This window comes from Streptomyces sp. NPDC012769 (genome assembly GCF_042901205.1).
In the GTDB taxonomy this organism is placed as follows: Bacteria; Actinomycetota; Actinomycetes; order Streptomycetales; family Streptomycetaceae; genus Streptomyces.
Map to the genome: position 1 here is coordinate 174,865 of NZ_JBIBCP010000001.1, position 21,604 is coordinate 196,468.

Annotated in this window: 18 protein-coding genes; 8 read left to right on the top strand and 10 right to left on the bottom strand. The window is 70.8% G+C overall.

Translation table 11 applies throughout. The annotated features are described in order from the left end of the window. Positions 1-508: 508 nt before the first annotated feature. From ACFY7C_RS00795 to ACFY7C_RS00805, 3 genes are read right to left on the bottom strand one after another with little or no spacing between them, the layout of a single operon-like run. Positions 509-1,615: an ABC transporter ATP-binding protein gene (locus ACFY7C_RS00795; protein ID WP_389641645.1), complete on the bottom strand. Its 1,107-nt coding sequence runs from the start codon at positions 1,613-1,615 to the stop codon at positions 509-511. Continuing rightward, a complete protein-coding gene (locus ACFY7C_RS00800) occupies positions 1,612-3,201 on the bottom strand; it encodes an ABC transporter permease (RefSeq protein ID WP_389641647.1) in 1,590 nt (529 codons plus the stop codon). The genes ACFY7C_RS00795 and ACFY7C_RS00800 overlap by 4 nt, the downstream gene beginning before the upstream one ends. Position 3,202: 1 nt before the next feature. After that, positions 3,203-4,219 carry an iron ABC transporter substrate-binding protein gene (locus ACFY7C_RS00805; RefSeq protein ID WP_389641649.1) on the bottom strand — a complete coding sequence of 339 codons (1,017 nt, stop codon included), beginning with the start codon at positions 4,217-4,219 and terminating at the stop codon, positions 3,203-3,205. 223 nt (positions 4,220-4,442) lie between these two features. Here ACFY7C_RS00805 and ACFY7C_RS00810 point away from each other — a divergent pair, with 223 nt between their 5' ends. The 4 genes from ACFY7C_RS00810 to ACFY7C_RS00825 all read left to right on the top strand — a co-directional run bounded on the left by ACFY7C_RS00810 (position 4,443) and on the right by ACFY7C_RS00825 (position 9,716). Beyond that, entirely contained in the window at positions 4,443-7,088 is a 2,646-nt protein-coding gene (locus ACFY7C_RS00810; protein ID WP_389641650.1) for an AMP-binding protein, read from the top strand. 103 nt (positions 7,089-7,191) lie between these two features. Beyond that, complete coding sequence (locus ACFY7C_RS00815; RefSeq protein ID WP_389641652.1) at positions 7,192-8,103, top strand: aminoglycoside phosphotransferase family protein; 912 nt, start codon at positions 7,192-7,194, stop codon at positions 8,101-8,103. 109 nt (positions 8,104-8,212) lie between these two features. After that, positions 8,213-8,665 (top strand): hypothetical protein, encoded by a 453-nt coding sequence (locus ACFY7C_RS00820; protein WP_389641654.1) that lies wholly within the window; start codon positions 8,213-8,215, stop codon positions 8,663-8,665. A gap of 310 nt (positions 8,666-8,975) precedes the next feature. Then, positions 8,976-9,716 carry a class I SAM-dependent DNA methyltransferase gene (locus ACFY7C_RS00825; RefSeq protein ID WP_389641655.1) on the top strand — a complete coding sequence of 247 codons (741 nt, stop codon included), beginning with the start codon at positions 8,976-8,978 and terminating at the stop codon, positions 9,714-9,716. Positions 9,717-9,876: 160 nt separating this feature from the next. On the opposite strand, the gene ACFY7C_RS00830 is transcribed toward ACFY7C_RS00825, so the two are convergent. The 3 genes from ACFY7C_RS00830 to ACFY7C_RS00840 form a co-directional block, all read right to left on the bottom strand. Further along, a complete protein-coding gene (locus ACFY7C_RS00830; RefSeq protein ID WP_389641657.1) occupies positions 9,877-10,407 on the bottom strand; it encodes a DUF6584 family protein in 531 nt (176 codons plus the stop codon). 193 nt (positions 10,408-10,600) lie between these two features. Next, the gene (locus tag ACFY7C_RS00835) at positions 10,601-10,804 is read right to left on the bottom strand and encodes a cold-shock protein (protein ID WP_030052720.1); all 204 of its coding nucleotides are present in this window, start codon (positions 10,802-10,804) and stop codon (positions 10,601-10,603) included. A 245-nt stretch (positions 10,805-11,049) separates the two neighbouring features. Next, on the bottom strand, positions 11,050-11,388 hold the full coding sequence (locus ACFY7C_RS00840) for a MerR family transcriptional regulator (RefSeq protein ID WP_389641659.1): 339 nt from the start codon (positions 11,386-11,388) through the stop codon (positions 11,050-11,052). 907 nt (positions 11,389-12,295) lie between these two features. Between ACFY7C_RS00840 and ACFY7C_RS00845 the strand changes: the two genes are divergently transcribed. Next, the gene (locus ACFY7C_RS00845; protein ID WP_389641661.1) at positions 12,296-13,300 is read left to right on the top strand and encodes a MarR family transcriptional regulator; all 1,005 of its coding nucleotides are present in this window, start codon (positions 12,296-12,298) and stop codon (positions 13,298-13,300) included. 68 nt (positions 13,301-13,368) lie between these two features. On the opposite strand, the gene ACFY7C_RS00850 is transcribed toward ACFY7C_RS00845, so the two are convergent. Continuing rightward, on the bottom strand, positions 13,369-14,184 hold the full coding sequence (locus ACFY7C_RS00850) for a hypothetical protein (RefSeq protein WP_389641664.1): 816 nt from the start codon (positions 14,182-14,184) through the stop codon (positions 13,369-13,371). Positions 14,185-14,450: 266 nt separating this feature from the next. Next, a complete protein-coding gene (locus tag ACFY7C_RS00855; RefSeq protein ID WP_389641671.1) occupies positions 14,451-14,906 on the bottom strand; it encodes a hypothetical protein in 456 nt (151 codons plus the stop codon). Positions 14,907-15,227: 321 nt separating this feature from the next. Here ACFY7C_RS00855 and ACFY7C_RS00860 point away from each other — a divergent pair, with 321 nt between their 5' ends. Both ACFY7C_RS00860 and ACFY7C_RS00865 read left to right on the top strand, forming a co-directional pair. Then, complete coding sequence (locus ACFY7C_RS00860) at positions 15,228-15,641, top strand: cytidine deaminase family protein (protein WP_389641674.1); 414 nt, start codon at positions 15,228-15,230, stop codon at positions 15,639-15,641. 202 nt (positions 15,642-15,843) lie between these two features. Further along, positions 15,844-16,998: a hypothetical protein gene (locus ACFY7C_RS00865; protein WP_389641677.1), complete on the top strand. Its 1,155-nt coding sequence runs from the start codon at positions 15,844-15,846 to the stop codon at positions 16,996-16,998. A 206-nt stretch (positions 16,999-17,204) separates the two neighbouring features. Here the strand turns inward: ACFY7C_RS00865 and ACFY7C_RS00870 are convergent, their stop codons facing one another. Beyond that, positions 17,205-18,296: an aromatic acid exporter family protein gene (locus tag ACFY7C_RS00870; RefSeq protein WP_389641680.1), complete on the bottom strand. Its 1,092-nt coding sequence runs from the start codon at positions 18,294-18,296 to the stop codon at positions 17,205-17,207. A gap of 984 nt (positions 18,297-19,280) precedes the next feature. On the opposite strand from ACFY7C_RS00870, the gene ACFY7C_RS00875 reads away from it, so the two are divergent. Next, positions 19,281-21,044, top strand: coding sequence for a protein kinase (locus tag ACFY7C_RS00875; RefSeq protein WP_389641683.1), 1,764 nt, complete (start codon positions 19,281-19,283; stop codon positions 21,042-21,044). A gap of 73 nt (positions 21,045-21,117) precedes the next feature. Here ACFY7C_RS00875 and ACFY7C_RS00880 read toward each other — a convergent pair whose 3' ends face one another. Continuing rightward, the gene (locus ACFY7C_RS00880) at positions 21,118-21,492 is read right to left on the bottom strand and encodes a DUF3592 domain-containing protein (RefSeq protein WP_389641686.1); all 375 of its coding nucleotides are present in this window, start codon (positions 21,490-21,492) and stop codon (positions 21,118-21,120) included. Positions 21,493-21,604 lie beyond the last annotated feature (112 nt).

A 21,604-nucleotide genomic window follows, 5' to 3' on the forward strand; every position in this document is an offset into this window, starting at 1 on the left:
AGATTGCGGTAAACCCTGGCGGTAGCCGAGATGGACCGGCACTGGTGGTGAGTCGTTGACCGCTCGAGCCGGGGGCGCCGGAGCCCCTACCCCGGTGAGCGAAAACGTCACCGTCCGGATCCGTCCCGCCTCGCCGTGGGCCAGCTGGCCGATGACATTCCTGATGCGGCCGAAGCCGTCCCGCGAAGCGCTGGGCGATATCGGCCACCAGGGAGAGTGGGCTCGCGTCCATGACGGTGATCAGAGCACTCCGCGACCACGAGGGCGACGCGGGCACGACGGAAGCGGCCTGGCGAGGCGTGCTGAGGGTGTCGGTCATGTCCCGGCCTCGCCCCATCCGACGTCTGCTGCGTCACAGGCGCTCAACGCGGCCGCCGCGCCATGCCTCCATTCGGCCGCCGGGCGCCGCCCCTCGTGCGCACGCCCTGCTCAACGTCGCGTTCCTCGGTATGCACGTGTCACGTGTCGCCGTCGTTCGGGCGCCTCGACCAGGTTCCGTCCTAGGTGGCTACGTGGTCGAGGAAGTCCCCCGCGCCGTCCGGACAGCGTCCTGCCCGTGCGGGCGCGCGTGCAGCGTCGCTGTGCCCGTCACGCGGAGGCCGACCCGCCCGCCCACGCGGACCTGGAGCGGGCCGGGGGTGCGGATGTCGATCGGTTCGTCCAGGCCGTCGACGGCGACCGCGACCATGGAGTCGTGGCCGAAGAAGCGGACGTCGGTCACGCGGCCCTGGGCCGGTGCCGAGGCCGGGTCGTCGACGAGGTGGAGTTGCTCGGGGCGCAGGAGGACGAGGCCCTCGCTCAGGGCGGACGGGGCGGCCAGCGGGATGCGGCCGAGGGGCGTGGTGGCGGTGTCCCGGTCGGCCGTGCCGGGGACGAAGACGGTGTCGCCGACGAAGGCGGCCACCCAGGGGTCGGCGGGACGCCGGTAGAGGTCCTCGGGGGCGGCGCACTGGGCGACGCGGCCGGCGCGGACGACGGCGACGACATCGGCAGTGGACAGGGCCTCCTGCTGGTCGTGGGTGACGAGGAGCGCGGTCGCGCCGCTGGCCCGGAGCACGGACCGTACCTCCGCCCGTACGGCTCCGCGCAGGCCGCTGTCCAGGGCGCTGAACGGTTCGTCGAGCAGGACGAGATGGGGCTCCGGCGCGAGGGCGCGGGCCAGGGCGACGCGCTGCTGCTGGCCGCCGGACAGCTCGTGCGGCATGCGGTCGCCGTAGCCACTGAGGCCGACGAGATCCAGCATCTCCTCCAGACGTCGACCCCGTGTCCTGCGGTCGGTGCCGGTGAGGCCGAAGGTGACGTTGCGGGCCACGCTCAAGTGGGGGAAGAGCGCGCCCTCCTGGGGGACGATGCCGATGCGGCGGCGCTCGGGCGGGAGGTGGACGCCGGGTCCCGCGAGGATGTGGCCGGCGACGGTGACGGTGCCGGCGTCGGCGCGCAGGAAGCCGGCGATCACCCGGAGGAGTGTGGTCTTGCCGCAGCCGGAAGGGCCGAGAACCGCGGCGAGGGCGCCGCCGGGGACGGTGAGGTCGAGGCCGTCGAGGACGGTGGCTCCGGGACCGTACGCCTTGACCACTCCGCTGACCCGCAGGGCGTTCGGGTCCGGGTCGCTCATGTGCGGTGCCTTCCGAGGAGGTACGAGGGGACGGCGGCGAGCAGGATGAGGGCGGCGGCGTACGGGGCCGCGGCGGCGAAGGAGCCGCTGCCCGTCTCCGTCCACAGGCGGGTGGCCAGGGTGTCCATGCCGGTGGGGCGCAGGAGGAGGGTGGCGGGGAGTTCCTTCATGCAGACCACGAAGGTGAGCGCGGCGCCCGCGGCGACGCCGGGCGCGGCGAGCGGGACGGTGACCTCGCGCAGCACACCGAAGGGTGTGCGGCCGAGGGAGCGGGCGACGTCGTCCAGGACGGGCGGGGCCTGGAGGACGGCGGCACGGGTGGCGGCGACCGCGACCGGCAGGAAGAGCACGGCGTAGGCGCAGATCAGCAGCGGGGTCTCCTGGTAGAGCGGCCGCGCGTATCGGACCGCGAAGAAGACGAGGGCCAGGGCGACGGTGATGCCGGGGACGGCGTGCCCGGCGTACGCGGCCTGTTCGAGGAGGTGTGCGAGCCGGCCCTTGTGGCGGGCCGCGATGACGCCGACGGGCAGGGCGAGCAGGGTGGTGAGCGCGGCGCCCGCGGCGGCGACGCCGAGGGTGGTGAGGGCGGTGGTGGTGAGGGTGGCGGGGTCCCAGGTCGCGGAGGAGCCGACGGCGAGCCAGTAGCCCAGGGTGGCGAGCGGGAAGCCGACGGCCGCCGCGACGACGGCCCCGCACCAGGCGAGCGCGGGCGTCCGCAGTCGGCCGAGGGCGGCCGGGACGGCCCGGCGCGCGGTGCCCGTGCCGGTACGGGCGTAGCCGGCGCGGCCTCGGGTGCGGGTCTCGGCGGCGACGAGGAGGACCGTCATGAGGACGAGTACGGCGCTGAGCGCGGCGGCGGGGGTGCGGTCGAAGCTGGCCCGGTAGGACGTGTAGATGCCGCGGGTGAAGGTGTCGTACCGCATGAGGGACACGGCCCCGAAGTCGGAGAGCACGTACAGCGCGACGAGGAGTCCGCCGCCGGCGGCGGCGGGCCGCAGCTGGGGCAGGGTCACGCCGAGGAACGTACGGAGGGGGCCGCGGCCGAGGGAGCGGGCGACCTCCTCGTGTCCGGGGTCGGTGCCGCGCAGCGCGGCGGCGACCGGCAGGTAGACGTAGGGGAAGCTCGCGAGCGTCAGCGCGAGGGCGGAGCCGGTGAAGCCGGCGAGCGAGGGCGCGGCGGAGAGCCAGGTGAACGCGGTGACGTAGCTGGGCACGGCCAGCGGCAGGGTGACGAGCACGGACCAGGCGCGGGCGCCGGGCAGGGCCGTGCGGACGGTCAGCCAGGCCAGCGAGATGCCGAGTACGAGGCAGGCGGCGACGACCGTCGTGGTCAGGCCGAGGCTGCGCAGGAGGAGTTGTCCGGTCCGCTCGTCGGCGATGACGTCCCAGGCGAACGCGGGGCCGCGTTCGAGGGCGCGTACGGCGAGGTAGCCGAGCGGCAGGACCGCGAGGGCGGCGGCGAGGCAGGCCGGGACGACGAGGACCCACGAGGGCCGGGGGGTGACGGCCTTCCGCCCGGCGGGCGCGGGGGCGCCTGCCGGGCGGGGTTCACGACTCGTCCGGACGGGGGCATCCGGTGAGGTCACGTCAGACCAGTCCGACGTCCTGGAGCATGGCCAGCGTCTCCTTGAGCGAGTCCAGCCTGCCGAGGTCGATCTTCGGCGGCTGCAGGGTCTCCAGCGGCGGCACGCCCTCGGCCGGCTTCACGCCGGCGGCCAGCGGGTATTCCTTGGTCTCCTCGGCGAAGTACGTCTGCGCCTCGGCGGAGAGCAGGTAGTCGACGGCCTTCTGCGCGTACGCGGCCTGCTTGTCGTCCGCGCCCTTGAGGATGCCTGCGCCGGAGACGTTGACCAGGCCGCCGGGGTCGCCCTTGGGCAGGTAGTGAATCCTGGCCTTGAGCTTGTCGGCGCCCTTCTCGGCGGCCTGCTCGTACCAGTAGTAGTGGTTGACCAGGCCGAGCGAGACCTCGCCCTTGTCGACGGCCTCGAGGACCTTGAGGTTCCCCTCGTACACCTTGGGCTCGTTGGCCTTCAGGCCCTTGAGCCAGGTGCGGGTGGCCTCGTCGCCCTCCAGGACGCGCATGCCGGTGACGAACGCCTGGAAGGAGGCGTTGGTCGGGACGAAGCCGATCTTGCCCTTCCACTCGGGCTTGACCAGCTCGTGGACGCTGTTGGGCGGGGTGGCGACCGACGCCGGGTGGTACGCGAGCACGCGGACTCGGCCGCTGACGCCGGTCCAGTCGCCGGCCGAACCGCGGTGGGCGGGGGCGACCTTGTCGAGCGTGGCCTTCGGGAGCGGGGCCAGGCGCTGTTCCTTGGAGAGCGCGCCGAGGGCGCCGGCGTCCTGGGAGAGGAAGAGCCCGGCCTCGGTCTTGTCGCCTTCCTCCAGGAGCTGGGCGGAGAGCTCGGCGCTGTCGCCGTAGCGGACCTCGACGTTGGTGCCGAGGTGCTTCTCCAGCTTCTCGATCAGCGGCTTCACGAGGTTCTCGTTGCGCCCGGAGTAGATGACGAGCCCTGCCGGCTCGTCACTTCCACAACCGGCGAGCGGAAGGATCATGGCGGCCGCGGCGAGCGCGGTCAGGGTGCGGGCCAGGGGGCGGCGCATAGGGAGTGATGCCTTCCTGCCGTGCCCGTCACCGTGGCGAGGGGGATCGCTGAGCGGGAACGGGCGACGAAGTCTTACCTGGAGAACCGGTGAATACGGCATTGATAAGGTAAAGCTAACCTAATGGTCAAGGCGGACTTTGATAACGGCTTGGTCCCGATGGGGCATCCGGAGGCACCCCTCCCTCTTTCCGGTGAGGAAAGGCTTACCTACGATGCGCCGCGTGACCCTCCTCCCCGCCCCGCCCACCGGCGGCCACGCACTCCCCTTCGCCCAGGGCCTCGCGCAGCACGGCGACCGCACCGCCTTCGTGACCGCCGAGGGGGAGCTGTCCTACCGCGAACTGGCCGACCGGGTCGCGGCCACCATCCACCGGCTGGGCCCGGGGCGCCGCCTGGTGCTCCTGCCCGGCGCCAACACCGCCGACGCGCTCGTCGTCCATCTGGCCGCGCTCGCCGCCGGGCATCCCGTGCTGCTCGTCCCCGGCGACCATCCGGAGGCGGTGCAGAGCCTGATCGACGCGTACGACCCCGATGTCGTCGCGCGTCCGGCCGAGGGCGACTGGGTGATCGAGGAGCGGCGGACCGGCTCCGCCCACGTCTTCCACCCGGACCTGGCGCTGCTGCTGAGCACCTCGGGCTCGACCGGCTCGCCGAAGCTGGTCCGGCTCTCGTACGAGAACCTCCAGGCGAACGCCGAGGCCATCGCCACGTACCTCGGGATCCGCGCATCCGACCGGGCCGCCACGACCCTGCCGATGCACTACTGCTACGGCCTCTCCGTCGTCCACAGCCACCTCGCACGCGGCGCCGGCCTCGTCCTCACCGGCCTGTCGGTCGCGGACGCCTGCTTCTGGGACCTGTTCCGCTCGGCCCGCGGCACCGCCCTGGCCGGGGTGCCGTACACCTTCGACCTGCTCGACCGGGTCGGCTTCGCCGAGATGGACCTGCCTCATCTGCGGTACGTCACCCAGGCGGGCGGCCGTCTCGCGCCCGATCGGGTCCGCCACTACGCCGAGCTGGGGGTACGACGCGGCTGGGACCTGTTCGTCATGTACGGCCAGACCGAGGCGACCGCCCGGATGGCGTACCTGCCCCCGGAGCTCGCGACGTCCCGCCCGGACACCATCGGCATACCGGTTCCCGGCGGGTCGTTCTCCCTCGCACCGGTCGAGGAGGCCGTGGACGAGGGGGGTGTCGGCGAACTCGTCTACACGGGGCCCAACGTCATGCTCGGCTACGCCCACTCCCCCGACGACCTCGCCCTCGGCCGGACCGTCGACGCCCTGCGCACCGGCGATCTGGCCCGGCGCACCGACGACGGTCTCTACGAGATCGTGGGCCGGCGCAGCCGCTTCCTGAAGATCCTCGGACTGCGCATCGATCCGCAGCGGGTGGAGGCGATGCTCGAAGGGCACGGGCTGAGTGCCCTGTGCGCCGGGGACGACAGTGTGCTCAGCGTCACGGTCGAACGAAGACCCGGCTGGGACGCGCGGCGCGTCCGACGCCGCGTGGTCGACGAATGCGCCCTGCCCCCGCGCGCGGTACGCGTCCACGTCGTTCCCGACCTCCCCCGGCTGCCCTCGGGCAAGCCCGACTACGCCGCCGTCCGCGCCTTGGGCGACAGGCCGGGCGAGTCCCCGGACGACGGTGGCTCCGGCCCCCACGACCTGTGCGCCCTCTACGCGCGCGTGCTTGACCGGCCGGGCGTGACGCCGGACGACAGCTTCGTGGGCCTCGGCGGCGACTCCCTGTCGTACGTGGAGGTCTCCCTCCAGCTCGAACAACGCCTCGGCCGGCTGCCGGCGAACTGGCACGTCACCCCGATCCGGGAACTGGCCGCCCCCGACGCCGTCTCCCCCACCCGGCGTCGGGCCCGCCTGGAGACCAGCGTCGCCCTGCGCGCGGTGGCGATCGTGTGCGTCGTCGGCTCCCACGTCCGGCTCTTCGAGATCAGGGGCGGGGCCCATCTCCTGCTCGCGGTCGCCGGGTTCAACTTCGCCCGCTTCCTCCTCACGTCCGCCGAGCGCCGTGAGCGCGTCCGCCGTACGGCCCGGAGCATCGGGCGCATCGCGCTGCCGACCATGGCGTGGACCGCGTTCGCCCTCCTGTTCTCCGACGCCTACGACTGGACCAACCTCCTGCTGCTGCACAACGCCCTGGCCCCGGAGGTCATGGGGCCGGGCATCCACCTGTGGTTCGTCGAAGCCCTGGTCTACATCCTCCTCGTGACGCTCGCGCTGCTGGCCGTGCCCGCGGTCGACCGGGTGGAGCGGCGATTCCCGTACGGACTACCCGTCGCCCTCGCCGCACTCGGTCTCCTCACGCGCTTCGAGCTGATCGGCCTTCCCGACCGCTCGCAGATCACCGACGCGGTCACGATCTTCTGGCTGTTCGCCCTCGGCTGGGCAGCCGCCAAGTCCCGCACGGTGCCGCAGCGACTCCTGGTCACCGTGGCCGCCCTGGCCGCCCTGCCGGGCTTCTTCCCCGGAGAGCCGCGCCGTGAGGCGTTCGTCGCGATCGGCTTCGTGCTCCTGGTCTGGCTGCCGACTCTCCCGAGCCACCGCCGCGTCAACCAGCTGGCGGGCGTCCTGGCCGCCGCTTCCCTCTCCATCTATCTGACCCACTGGCAGATCTACCCGATCCTCGACGACGTGTCCGAGCCCCTCGCCCTCCTCACCGCCCTGCTCTTCGGCATCGGATACTCGACGGCCGTCTCACGCCTGACCCGGTGGACCGGACGGCGCTTCAGGGGACGGCGCGCCTCCGGGCCGCGCGCTTCGATGACGCCCCGGACGGGCAGCAGGCCGGTTCGAGCACGCCGGTTCCAGGGACTGAGGACCAGCCATCCGGGAACTCGGTGCGACTGAGCGCTGTACGGGGCCGGTGACGGGGGCTCCCCCGGGAAAGGCCGAGTGGCTGGATCTCCCAAAGAATGAGAGCCGCTCCGTCTGCCCCGTACCGTGGCTTCGCATGACGAACTCCGAGATCGAGATCACGGCAGACCTGATCCGCGAACTGCTGAGGGAGCAGCATCCGGACCTTGCGGAGCTGAACATCCGCGAGGTGGCGGGCGGCTGGGACAACCAGCAGTGGCGCCTCGGGGACGAGTTGGCCGTGCGCATGCCGCGTACAGAACGCGCCCCGCAGCTTCAGCGCAAGGAACGCCGGTGGCTGCCTGTCCTGGCTCCGCGCCTGCCGCTTCCGGTCCCCAACCCGGTGCGGATCGGTGAACCGTCGGCGCGCTTCCCGAAGCCCTGGACCGTCATGACGTGGGTGCCGGGCGAGCCACTGGACCACACCTCGATCAGCCGCGGCGATCACGCGGCCGACACCCTGGCGGGCTTCCTCGAGGCGCTCCATGTGGAGGCCCCCGCCGACGCGCCCATCAGCGAGGACCGCGGCGACCACCCCGCGAAGTGCACGGACGGCTTCGACCACTTCTTCCACGCCGTCGTCCCCGACGACCTGGCCGACGACGTCCGGGCTGTCTGGGCCGACGCCGTCGCGGCGCCCGAGTGGGAGGGTCCGCCGCTCTGGGTGCATGGGGACCTGCATCCGGCGAACGTCGTCGTCTCGGACGGGACACTCTCAGGCGTGATCGACTTCGGTGACATGTTCGCCGGTGATCCGGCGTGGGACCTCGCGGCCGCGTGGGTGATCCTTCCCGCGGGCGCCGCCTCACGGTTCTTCGACGTGTACGCGCACGCGGACGAGGGAATGATCCGGCGCGCCCGCGGCCTGGCCACTCTGAAAAGCCTGTTCCTCATGCTGATGGGACTAAACGGAGACCAGGGCCTTCCGGGCGGCAAGCCGACGTGGGGACCCGCAGGTCGGGCAGCGCTCGAACGTGTTCTTCAGAGCTGGCACTCATCGCCCTTCTGACCGTGCTGGTGCTCGCGTTCGCGGCCAAGCCGGTGGCTCGACCGGGCGTCAGGCGTGAGCGCGGGAAAAGGGGATGCCCGCCCCTGGCCCGCGCAGGCAGGATCCCTCCATGTCGACCGACGTCAGCGGAATGATCGAATGCCGGCCGGGGGCCAGGCTGTGGGGACCCGAGGACGAGGACTCCGTGTGGGAGGTCGCCATCGATCTCTTCCTCCTGAACAGGGGCAACGCCTATGACGGCCTGGCCTGCCTCTTCGGAGTCCGAAACTCCTTCGGGTTCCGTCCCCTGGCGGAAGGCCGTGGCTTCCCGGATGACGCCTCGGACGGGCTGCGCGGTCAGTTCGCCGCGTACGGCGGCCCCCACAATGTGCACGGGACCACCTGGCTGACCTGGGTCGAGCTGAATGACGCGGACTGGGAGGAGACCGACGCCTCAGGGACACGGACCCGCGCCTCGGCCGCAGGGATCGACACCGACTGGGGCCGGGTCTGGAGGGTCATGCGTATCCTCAGCGAAGTCCACGGAGCCGAGAACGTACGCCTTGTCGTCTGGTTCCACTGACTCGTGGCGACCACGCCGTGGCCTGCGCTCTCCCGTGCCTCGCTCGGCGAGCGGCGTTTGTCATCGGTATGCGATTCCGCGACCTGGGGGCCCGCGCTGCGGCTCATGCCGGCCGACGACACGAGCGGCGCGCGCCACCCACGAGAACTCCTCGCGGAAACTCGGGAATTGATGGTCCGGGGTGCGGGGTGCGGCGTGCATCAGCCGAAGCCGTGGGAAGGCGGCGACGAGTTGTGGGCGGTGCACGCTGCGCCGCGGAGGATGTAAATGCGTCGACAGCGCCCCACCGTTCCCGGCAAAGTGGCCGTCCGTGACGAGCAGTGAACTGTGGACCCGTGCGACCGCCGAGCGCTACGACACCGAGGAGAGCGAAGCGTCCTCGGCTGCCGTCCTCGGACCGACACTCGACTTCCTCGCCGAGCTCGCCGGAGACGGCCGCGCACTGGAGTTCGCCATCGGGACCGGACGAGTGGGAGTCCCGCTCCGGGAACGCGGCGTGCCGGTCGTGGGCATCGAACTGTCCGAGCACATGGCAGCGGTGCTGCGGCGCAAGATCGGCGAGGAAACGCTCCCGGTAGTCATCGGGGACATGGCCACCACCGTCGTTCCCGGTGAGTTCACCCTGGTCTATCTCGTCTACAACACCATCACGAACCTGCTCACTCAGGACGAGCAGGTCGAGTGCTTCCGCAACGCCGCACGACATCTGAAGCCCGGCGGCCGATTCGTCATCGAGCTGGGTGTGCCGCCCCTGCGGTTCCTGCCGCCCGGCCAGGTCGCGGTGCCGTTCGACCTCTCCGAGCAGCATCTCGGTTTCGACACCTTCGACCTGGTCGAGCAGATTCTCGTCTCGCACCACTTCACCCGCGACGGCGACGACGGCCGCTACCGCCGCGACAACTCCCGGCACCGGTACGCCTGGCCGGCAGAGCTCGACCTGATGGCACGGATCGCGGGGCTCGAGCTGGAACGCCGTGTCGCGGACTGGGACAAGGCGCCGTTCACCCAGAACTCCGAGAAGCACATCTCCGTGTGGCGCAAGCCCACCTGAGGTCGGCACCACCGGGCTTTCTTCCGTGCTCAGGTCGTCTGCCAGCTCTCCGTCCTGATTCCGTCGGCGGCCGGACAGGCGCTCTGCCAAAGCGGCCGTCGAGCCCGGTGGGCGGGGGCGGGCCCCGGTCGTACCGTCCAGACGGACCAGGCGGCCCGGGTCAGTCGAAGAGGGCAACGACTCCGTTCACCCAGACCGCGATGAACGCGAGGGCACCCACCAGGCAGCCGACACCGGCCAGCACACCGCCGACCGTCCACGGCTCGGACGGCGCCTCCTCGTACTCGTCCTCCAGGCCGTCCTGGTAGGAGGCGGGGTCGTCCCAGTCGACAGGGTGCCCCAGCTCCTCCGCGCAGGCGGTTCGCACGGCGACCAGCTGCTTCTCCGCGAAGGCGGTGGCAGCCAGCGCCTCGGGACCGCGCCAGGCGAGTGCCTTCATCCGCCACGCGGGAGATCCGTACCGTGCCTCGAAGGCGACGGTCTCGTCGGCGTTGCGGTCTTCCTCGAGGTACATCCACCGCCCGGCCTCGGCGGCATCGCCGTAGAGCCGGTACACCTCGGCCAGGCGTCGGCGGAGCGTCAGGTCGTACGGGAAGGACGAGACGAGACCGCGCAGACGCTGGCGCGCAACAGGCACGCGGCCGGCCGCCAGGTCTGCATCGACACGGGCAAGGGTCTCTCTCAGGGGCATCAACACATGATCGGGTATCGCACCGATCGGCGTCGACCTGGTTGTTTGCCCAGCGCCTGCTCGCTCCCCAGGGAGCCTCACCCAGACGAGACACTTTCCCTTACGGGACAGCCCATGGTCCGTCCGGGTGGGCGAAGGGGCCCGACCTCGGTTGTCCGAGTCGTGGCCCCTCCGCTCCGCCCGGCGGGAAGGGTCAGGCCAGGTTGATGTTCTCGGCCTGCGGGCCCTTCTGGCCCTGGGTGACGTCGAACGTCACGGCCTGGCCCTCCTGGAGCTCACGGAAGCCGGTGGAGTTGATCGCCGAGTAGTGGGCGAAGACGTCCGGGCCGCCGCCGTCCTGGGCGATGAAGCCGAAGCCCTTCTCCGCGTTGAACCACTTCACAGTTCCTGTAGCCATGTCTCATGCCTTCCAGTCGATGAACGCCTCCCACACCCTGCGGAAGGCGGAGGTGATCGCCCTGGTTCCTGCGGCACAGCACAGCAAAACGCCCACACCGAAGGCGTGGGCAAAGGGAACTCCCGAACCACGACAGCTAACCAGGACGCTACACGCCCGCACACGCTGTCACCACAGGAAACGCCTCACGTTTCACACCCTGACATGGGTGCGCGGGCCCGCCGGGCCTGGCGACGCGTACGAAATCAGGCCGCTGCCGTCGGATTCGCCGACTCGGCTGCCCGGCGGTATTCGGCGTTGATGCGTTGGGCTTCTTCGAGCTGGTCCTCGAGGATGATGATGCGGCAAGCGGCTTCGATGGGGGTGCCCTGGTCGACGAGCTCGCGGGCGCGGGCGGCGATGCGCAGCTGGTAGCGGGAGTAGCGGCGGTGGCCTCCGGCCGAGCGCAGCGGGGTGATGAGGCGGGCCTCGCCGATGGCGCGCAGGAAGGCCTGGGTGGTGCCGAGCATCTCGGCGGCCCGGCCCATGGTGAAGGCGGGGTAGTCGTCGTCGTCGAGACGGCCGTACGAATCGTCTGCGGTCATCGCGCCTCTCTCATGGGACTCATGGAACGCATGGAGGGGCCCTGGCGCCGAGCGGCACCAGGGCCCCGAAGGAACTGCTACACCATCTGCCGGCCCTGATCCTGCGCCGGCCTTCTGTTTCCGCCGACCCGACCGACGTACTGCCGGGGCTGCGGGGATCGCGGTTGCCTGACCGGAGACCACCTCGCTATCGATGTCCTGCGGTACCCGGGCCCAAGACTTCCGCCCGGGCGATCCTGATGGCGCTTCGCTCCTCCGCTTCTTCCCTCGATGATCAACTACCTGTCAAACGGGAACTGCGTACTGCCACTGCGGTCTTGGCGGCCCCTGATCACTGCGGGCCACCCGGTCCGGTCGTCAGTCCCGTCGCCGTCCTGCAACAACCGTGGCTTCGAAACTCCACCACCGCACCGTCGTGCGAACTGCAACTGCGGATACTGCTGCCCGGCAGTTCGTCTCTGCCGGGCCTGCGGTTTCTCTGCTACGAGAGAAACCATAACCACGCCACTACCCAATGTCTACTCTGACGGAGGTAGATTTTCGCGTGTTCGACAGTGAGGTAATTACCCTCGAACAGGGGCGGGTTGAGGGGCAAGCCGGGTGGGCGGGCCGCGGCCGGGACACAAGCCGCGGGCAGACCCATGCTCAACCACCTCGCCTCCGCCACGCCGTGACCCGCCCGGCGACCGGCGGCAAGACCGTCGAAGGTGCCGCCGTCGAGCGCGGCCAGGGGCCTGCCGCCCGGCGTCACCGTCGGCTCCCGGGCGCGGGCACCGCAGCGGCCAAGGACAACCGTCCTGCCACGGGGAATCGAACAGCAGCCGGGGCGGCCACGCCGTGCGGACAAGGTGACGGAGTCTGCAGGTCAGGGATCGGCTGAGCATGGCGCCTGGGGAAGACGGAGACCATGGGCTTACGCATTCACTTCACCGTCGAGGATTTGGCACGCACCCGCGTCGACCCTGCGCCTCGTCCCCTCCTGGAGCTGAGCATCGCGCTGCGGTTGCTGCAGACGCGCGACCACCCTTTGCGTTACGGCGCCTGGCGGCGCGAGGTGGCCGCACGGCTGCCGGTCGGCGCGCGCCGTGTAGTGGAGCTCGTGCCGGTGCAGGGGTGGGCTCCTGACTTTGTCGCGCCGTGCGATGCCGGTGACGTCGAAGCCTTGATCGACAAGCTTCGTTCCACGCCTCGGCGGCAGATCGTCGCGGAGCTCGCGGAAATCGCCGAACAGCAGACCATGCCCACCTGGAGTGGGCGGCTGGCCGACGAGCCGGAGGCGATGAGAACATTCCTCGACACCCTCCTGGGCGTTCACCAGACCGTGCTGGCCACGTGGTGGCCGCGACTACGCTCCCGCGTCCTGGCCGATCAGGCGGTACGGGCCAGGATGATGGCCGGTGGGATGGAAGTCCTGTTGAGTGGTCTGAGTCCCCGCCTCCGCTGGAGGGCGCCGGTGCTCGAGATGCTGGGGCCCTGCGACGGGGATCTCCATCTCGATGGGCGTGGCCTCCTGCTCGTGCCGACCGCGCTTGGTGGCACTTTGCCGGTCATTGCCCCCACGGCCGAGCCCCAGCCTGTTCTCGCGTACGCGGCCGCAGACCCCGATCCCCTGCACGACCTCCTCGTGCTGGCACCGCGCTCGTCGAACGGACCGGGGCGAGCCGTGGCAGCGTTGCTCGGCCGTACCAGGGCCGCCGTCCTGTACGCGATCGCCACGCACCCCGGCTGCACGACCAAGGAACTCGCCGCTCACTGCCGTATCGCCCCCGCCAGTGCCAGCGAACACGCCACGACGTTGCGCGCCGCCGAGCTGATTTCCACCTCACGCCATCGCAATACCGTCCTGCACACGCCCACGACTCTCGGACTCGCCCTCCTCGACACCATCACGGACGAGCCAAACGTGGTGTAGCCGCCACGGCGGCGGCAGCAGCGGCTCCGCATCCAAGTCCGTCCGGCGTCATGGAGGGCTGTGTGTCCCTACGACATCCTGTAGGTGGCCGCCAGCTCACGGCGGATGGCCCTCTCCACGCCCAGCTGCTTCTCGACGGCGGCCAGTTCGGTGGCGTGCTGACGGATCAGGCCGTTCTCGTATTCCGCCTCCACGGCGAACGACACACCGAGGAGATTGGTCCTCTCCTTGCAACGCATGTCGGCCAGGGCTACGCCGATTTCCTCGCCGGACGCCTGTGGGCGGGTTTCCGGCTGCCAGCGAGCGGTGTCCCCAGCCGCCTCGTACGGATCACGGTACTGATGGCCCTGTTCTTCCATGCAGGACGACCACCGCGCCGTGACTTCGGTGACCCGTGGATCCTTTCGTGCCTGGTCCAAGGCTCTGCTCTCGATGGCGCTGACCACGCCGCCGAGGGCCGAGGCCATAGACCCGCTGTTGGCCAGCCGCCGGTCCGCTTCGCCGTAGCAGCCACCTCGGGGTATCGACTGCCCTCGATACCCGGTAGAGCTCGAGCGGCCCTCCGCCTTCCCCTTGTCCCCGGGCGCACCGGCGAGCAGAGCGCGCTGCTCGGGGCTGTAGGCCCTGAAATGGGCCGCTGGGTCGCCATGTGCTCCCTTTTGGCTTCCTCTCACCGGCGCGGGACGGTACCCGTGGCGGCGGGCGTCGTCGATGCGGCCGAGCCCGTAGCGGCGGGCCATGTTCAGAGGGTCGTAAGAAGCCTGCCTGGTCGGCATGGCTTTGCTGAAGGCGTCGCTCAGGTCGGCGTCGTAGCGGCGCAGGCAGTCCCGGACCAAGAGCGTGCGCAGGCGCCAGGACAGCGCGAGCTCGTCCGCGCTGGGCATGTAGCGGCTGATGGGCAGGCGCAGCCCGGTGACGGTCGCTGCCTGGGGGGTCGGAACAGGCCCGGAGGACCGGACTCCTGATTCCGAGGCGTTCGAGGAAGTGGAGGTGGTCGAGCATCCTGTGACTGCTGCCGCCGCGAGAAGTGTCGCGGCAGCCAGGGTACGGAGCGGTGCGGTGCGAGGGCGTTCCATGAAACTCCGTTCACTCACGGCGCGGTGGGGCCGGCCGGGCGGGGTGCGCCCGGCCGGCCCGCTCCGCCGGCTCGTCAGTACGTCACGTCGTAGGAGGAGATCTCGTTACGCAGGCCGACGTTGCCGAGGTTGCCGCCATAGCCCGACGGCGTCCACGCCACGGAGCCCGTCATGTTGATGTTCTTCCAGGCCCACAGGGTGCCGTTCGTTCCGTTGTCCATGGAGGCGGCGTTGTCGTGTACGACCGTTCCGCTGCCGGCCGAGCCCTCGCCGTCGCTCCAGAACTTGTTGTCGCCGAGGTTGTAGTCGGTGTCGGAGTACTTGCGCCAGATCGCGCCCTCGGCCCCGGGACTGTAGTAGAAGCACACCGCGCCCCAGGCGCAGCGGAAGGGATCGCTGTCGATGCGCCAGCCCTGGATCTTCCCGCCCTCCGCGGCTGCAGGGGTGGCAGAGACCCCCGTGACGGCGAGTCCCGCGGCGGCCAGTGCGCCTGCGATCGCCATCGTCCGGCGCTTGCTCCACTTGTGCATGCGAACTCCTTGATGTCGTCGGTTCGTGGGCAGCTCAGGTCCGTCCGTCCAGGTTCGAGAGGAACGGTCGTCCCCGGCGGCGGGACCTGCTGATCAGCTTGGTCGGGCGCTGCCGCACTCTCGACCTCATTCGGCCTGGCCCGAATCACGGCCGGGCACCGGCGGCCCCCGCACGCACTGCACACGAACGACCTGCTATGACCTGACCTCGGCCGTCACGACCGGGGCGAGGCGCCCACTCACGCCGGCCACAACGAGCAGGGCTTGCGCACCCCCGACGCTCGGGTCGACGTCGGATGACACCTGACGAAGGCAGAGAAGATGACCACGCAGACCCATCCCGTCGACCACGAGCTCATCCAGGCAGCGGCGCAGGTTGCTCGCACTCGCTGCCGGAGCGACAACCACACCATGGCAGCCGCGGCCCGCGCCCAGGACGGTCGGATCGTCACCGCCGTGAACGCCTACCACTTCACGGGAGGACCCTGTGCCGAGCTGGTCCTTATCGGCACCGCAGCGTCCCAGGGCGCCTACGAGCTGAAGACGATCGTCGCGGTGGGCGACCGGGACCGAGGGGTTGTTCCCCCGTGCGGCCGGTGTCGCCAGGTCCTCCTCGACTACTTCCCGGCCCTCAAGGTCATCGTCGGTGAAGGCGATCACCTCCGAACCGTCCTCATCACCGACATGCTGCCCGAAAGCTACGTCTGGGCCGACCACCAGCTCGACGCCGAGTAACCGCGCTCCTGGCACGCTGCCGTTCCGAGTGTGTCCCGCTTCAGCGGCCGCCGGCACCGCCGACCGACAACAGGGAAGGCAACGCGGGTGGTCCGCCGCCCGCCGGGAAACGGGCCCGGCCGGGCCGGTGGAGCCTGGTGGGTCGAGCCGCTCGGGTCGCGGAGCATACTGGTCGGGCCCCTGATCACCACTGGACGGTTCCATGGCCAAGAGCAGCTCTTCATCGACCCCTGTCCCCGACACCGCGTGGCTCGGGAGTGGGTGTCACCTCGGGCCCGACGCCGAGCGGGATGTCCGCCGCAATCTGATCGCCCTCAAGGCCGCCGGAGTGATCGACGGCTTTCTGGACCTCGACCCGGTCGAGGCGGCCCGCTCGACCGATCTGTTCCCTCGGGACGAGTCCGCCGACCCCGGCCCGTCCGCCCGCCGCGTCTTCGAGGCCCGCTGGCGCGTGGCCGACGGTGTCACGGTGCGCGCTCAACTGACCACGTACGAGCCGGAGTCCCGCCGTATCGTGGGCGAGGGCGTCACCTGGGTGCTGGCCGCCGAGGCGGAGCGGCCGTGGGAAGCGAGCTGGCCCTCGCCCGCCACCATGTTCTGGCCCGACAGCGACCAGGTCCCCTGGGACCACGACAGGGTGCCGGGCGTGCGTCTGCGGACGGCGAACCACCTGCCGAAGGACGACGGTGAGTTGCGGCGCCTGCTGCGGGACTGCAGCCGCCAGAGCTGGTTCATCCACGTGGTGGTGCACGAGGCGATGACGCCGGACGCGCTCGGGCGACGGCCCGTCACGGCGTTCCTGCCGCCGAGCCTGCGGCACCGGGTGGTCGAGCACCGGGCCACGCCGGAGCAGGCGCTGATCGCCGACTTCGCGATGAAGCGGGAGCTGGGCGTAGGGCTGCCGCGCGGCGGGGCCGTCGTCCTGCCCCCGACGTCGCAGGCGCCGGGCTACGACCCGGAGCGCTTCACCGTTCGCGCCGTCTTCCTGGACGGCACCGAACCGACCGAGCTCCTCCGGAAGATCGAAGAGTTCGCCTCCCTGCCGCGACCGCTGCCGGCCGACGCCGAGCGGGTTCTGACGCGACTGCGCCAAGGCTGGCACCTGCTCACCCCGGACGAGGAGCTCGTCCATGCTCGGGCCATGGTCACCCGATACGCCAAGGCGCTCGAGGCCATGACGGCATCCTGCGACCTCTACCGCGAGGCGGCCGAGTCGGCGCTCGCCGCGCTCGCCGAGGCGACCGGGGGCAACCACACGTCCCCGAACCCCACGCCGGCCGCAGCAGCCGATCAGGACGCCTCACCGATGAAGACCCTCACGAAAGCACTCGCCCTCTTCCGCAACCCGAACCGATAGCACGCGAGCGGATCGGTGGTGGTGCGAACACCGAGCGCGGGTGCGTCGGCGACCCGCGCCCCCGGAGTGCGCACCCCCACCGGACAGCACACCGAAGCGCGGCGCGGCGGTGTCCGTCAGGCCAGGGCGGCGACGGTCGTGACGAGGTCGGCGGTCACCTCGGCCACACGGATCCTGGGGCGATGGCGCGGACTCGGTCTGATGCGTCACCCGGACCGGCATTGCCCAGGGGCGCGGTCCCCCGTGTGTTCGATCTCTTCGAGGATCCTGACGGCCTCGGTGAGGGCCGCGCCGTAGACCGGCCATTCGCCAGGGGTGTCAAGACGGTCCTGTCGCACCGTCGCGGTCACTTCGCGGTAGCGGTGCATGGCGTCCTCGATGTGGCCACGGAGCCGGTCGGCATCTTCCGGGCCCTGGGGCGGATGCAGGCACTCCAGGGCGTCGGCAGCACCGTGCAGCAGATTCGCGTACGACGTGAGAACCGTCTCTGTCTCCGGAACCCGCCGCGCGTGGGTCAGCGCCCGGGCGACGGACCGGATGTGTGTGCCGAGGCGCTCGATCATGTCGATCGCCTCATGACAGCGGTGCAGCGATTCCTCGGCGCGGCACCAGGGGCGGCGGGGGTTGAGTCTGCTGTTCTCCTGCTCCCTGTCCACCGCCGCGCGGACCTGTGCCGCCCGGGCGGCCAACTGCTCGATCCGGCGGGCCCAGTCCTCCTGGGACTTCTCTTCGGCGGTTTCTCGTTCCGCCATGCGGGCCAGTGCCCGCAGAAGGCTCTGGGCGCGAGCCGCGAGGTCCGTGGTCATCTGCTCCGCCGTGTCCGTGTGGGGTGAGGGAGCGACAGCGAAATGGGCGGCCAGTCCGCAGCACACGCCGATGGCCGCGGCCGCCACGAGATGTCCGATGTAGTCGACGTCGCCACCGCCGCCCGCGAACGCGAACAGGGCGACTACGGGGACCTGGGCGCCTTGTCGGCCGAGGAGCTGAAAGCGTGCTCCTATCAGGGCGATGAACGCGAGTACCCCCACGCTCCAGACATGAACGCCGGCAGTGCTGCCGAACGCCGCCGCGCCCGCCGTCCCCAGCGCCATGGCACCCAGGTACTGAGCCGAGTCCCACAGTGACCGGTAGACCGTGGACTGCAGGGCCAGCAACGCGGTGAACGTGGCGAAGGCCGTGACCGTCGAAGGCAGCAGCCACGCCGACGCCCACCAGGCCGCCGCGGCCGCAGCGGCCCCCTTGCACTGCAGCAGCAGCCCGTCCCGCTCCTCACCGGGCCGCCGCATCGCCCGGCACACGGACTGCCACCGGGCCTGGAGCTGCCGCCCACACCACGCACCGGCCGAGCCGATCCGGCGCGGGACCCCGCCGCCTCGTCGCACAGCCCGCGGGCTACGCTCAGCCACGGGCAGGGGCGGCCATGGCGGGCAGCACGTGGGGGCAGTTCCCCCCGACGCGTGCCAGGGGGACACGCATCCGTCGCAGCAGGTCACGCGTGAGGCGACGGTCGACCGTCGTGCGCCAGGTGACGCCGGGATACCGCGAGCGCAGATGCGACAGCGCTCTCGTGCCCAGCCCGCTGCCATGAAACGGTTCATCGAGAACCACGTCGGTGATCACTCCCTCGGCGCAGCGGTCGCACGCGCGATACGTCACCCGCCCGACCACCTTGCGGATGTGGACCAGGAGCAGGCAGTCCTCCCCTTTCCCCTCCGGAGCCGGACAGCAGCGCAATTCGATCTCCCTATAGACCGCGAGCCGACGATGCCACCTGCCGCAGCGCCGCCCCGAGCGTCGATGCCGCCCTCGAGCCCGCCGGTGCGAGGCACCGGCCCGCCGTTCGGGCAACGAGCCGCCCTCGGTCGTCCTGAAAGACGTCTGGACTCCCATGCACACCCGCGTGCCCCGACACCTCCTGGCCCATGCCTGCGTCACCCGGCGTGGACATGGGGGCCCTGTCCCGTCCTCGCTCCGTCCTGGCCGAGGCCATGAGGACGATCAGGACGAGGCATTCGTCGTCCTCGACGGCGTCCTCTGCCGCTCGAACGCGTGGCCGCCGACACTGATGGCGATTCTCGAGATGCAGCTGGTTCAGGTCAGCGGTCGGGTCGGGAGGCCGGCGGTCGCACCGTCGCAACGCACGTGTGTGGGCTTCCGTGCTCGCGCTGGCACCGGCGCCCGGTTGGTCCTGACGCCGGACTGGCTGATCACCGATGCCCATGAAGCGCCGACGCTAGTCTTGGTGCGCCGTAGTGATGTTCACGGGGAGGGAGCCATCAGCGGTGCAGCCTCTGCAGGAACAGGACCCTGACCGGATCGCGGACTATCGGCTCATCGGGAGACTGGGGGAAGGCGGCATGGGCGTGGTCTACCTGGCCCGCTCCCCGCGTGGCCGGATGGTGGCGGTGAAGACCATCCGCACCGAACTGGCGGCAGCCCCGGACTTCCGGCTCCGGTTCGCCAAGGAGACCGCCCTGGCCCAGCAGGTCGGCGGGGAGTGGACGGCCGCTGTGCTGGACGCCGACCCCGACGCGGAACTCCCCTGGGTCGCCACCGCGTACGTCGCCGGGCCGACCCTGCACCAAGTGGTGGCCGAGCAGCACGGGCCGCTGCCCGAGCACTCGGTACGCGGTCTGGCATCCGGCCTGTGTCAGGCCCTCGGCGACATCCACGCCGCAGGTCTCGTCCACCGCGATCTGAAGCCGTCGAACGTCATGGTCACCATCAACGGGCCCAAGGTGATCGACTTCGGCATTGCCCGCGCCCTGGACTCCTCCACCACAGGGGGTCTGACCTCCACCGGGGTGGTGGTCGGCTCGCCCGGCTTCATGTCGCCGGAGCAGATCCGGAGCGAGAGGCTGACCGAGGCGAGCGACATCTTCTCGCTGGGCACGGTACTGTCCTTCGCCGCCTCCGGCCGACTGCCGTTCGAGGTGACCGAGGGCCGGTTACACGCCCTCATGTACCGGGTGGTGCACGAACCGCCGGACCTCACCGGCGTACCGGAGCCGCTGCTGGGGCTGATCAAGGACTGCCTCGCCAAGGACCCGGCCGACCGGCCGACCCTGGCCGAACTGCGGGAGCGGGAAGAGACGCAGTACCGCTCGCTGACCCCGTGGCTACCGCCAGAGGTGCTGGCCCGGCTGGGTCAGGAAGCGGTGCAGCTTCTCGACCAGGAGGACCCGCGCGCCCGGATGGTCCCCGGCGGCGGGGCGGGCGTTGAGGCGATAGCCGAGGGAAGGCCGCCCACTGCCCCGCTCACCCTTCCCTCCGCCGACCCCGCCACCCACGCCGGCGGCGAGGACGGTCGGGCCGGGGTACCGAAGCCCCGGCTGGCCGACGAACGCCGGCGCGCCCGCGGCCACGAGGCCCCGGCCGACGGGTACCGGGCCGCTGTCTACTGGCTCCTCACCCTCGTCGCCCTGACCTCCGTGCTCACGGTCGTCCAGCAGCTCCACGTCGCCTCCGGACAGGTTCCTCTGTATGAGGAACCTCTCCCGGACGCAGACGACGTTTGGGACCTGACGGAATGGGGCGTCCTCTCGTTCCCTCTCCTCTGGTACGCCAAGCTCTGCTTCGGCGCAGCGCTGCCGGTGTGCTGGCTCCTCTGGTTCGGCCGCGTACGTGCCACCGCCGAGAAGTTCGCGCCCGGTCGGCTGCGGTACGGCCTTTCCATGGCGGTGATCGGCTGGTTCATCCCCATCGCGAACCTCTTCCTCCCCAAACAGATCGCCAACGACGTCTGGCATGCCTCCAGCCCCGGCCACAGCCCTGCACCGGCCCGTGTGCTGAACGCCTGGTGGGCGCTGTGGCTGACCACCTTCGTGACCTCGCCCCTCTTCTGGACCCCGTGGACAGAGCTCCTCAGTGAGCGACCGGAGGACGTGTACGACGGCGTGAGCAGCGATGACGAGTACGCGTACGAGTTCCTGCCGGAAACCTGGATCAACCTCATCGTGCACGTCCTCGTTGTGGCGACAGCAATCACCGCTGCCCTCTACGTCCGCCGTCTGAGCTCTATGCAGGCGGCCAAACTCCACAGTTGACCGCTCGGCACGCCGCTCACCCGCGTGCCGACGGTGTGATGGTTGTGCGGCGGCTGCCAGAGGGGCACGGGCGCTAGTTCCGGGGTCGTCCGCGCCCGAACAGTGCGATGCCCGTTCCGACGCCCACGATCACCAACCCGATGCCGCCGAAGATCACCGGCAGCAGCCACAGGGTGGCGAAGCCCTCGATCCGCGCGTCCTCGGGGGAATCGGCGCGGTAGCGCACGTCGACGCGCTCGCCGACCTCGTACGCCGGAGGGTTGGAGCCCGTGAACTCCCGGAACCTCGTCGGCGCGCCGCCGGTCGGGGTGAACTCGACCACCGCGTGCGCCACCGGCTCGTTCCCCGACCGGCTCTTGCGGGAGCCACCGGTGTGGCCGCCCTCCCATTCGAGGGCCACCACCGTTCCGGAAGCACGCTCACCGTTGACCACGTAGGAGACCGACACCCCTGCCAGGATCAACCCGATGACCGAGAACAGCCCTCCGAACGCGATCAACCCGAAGGCAACCCAGCGGCGGGCACGCCGCCCCCTCACCTCAACCTGCACGACATTCCTC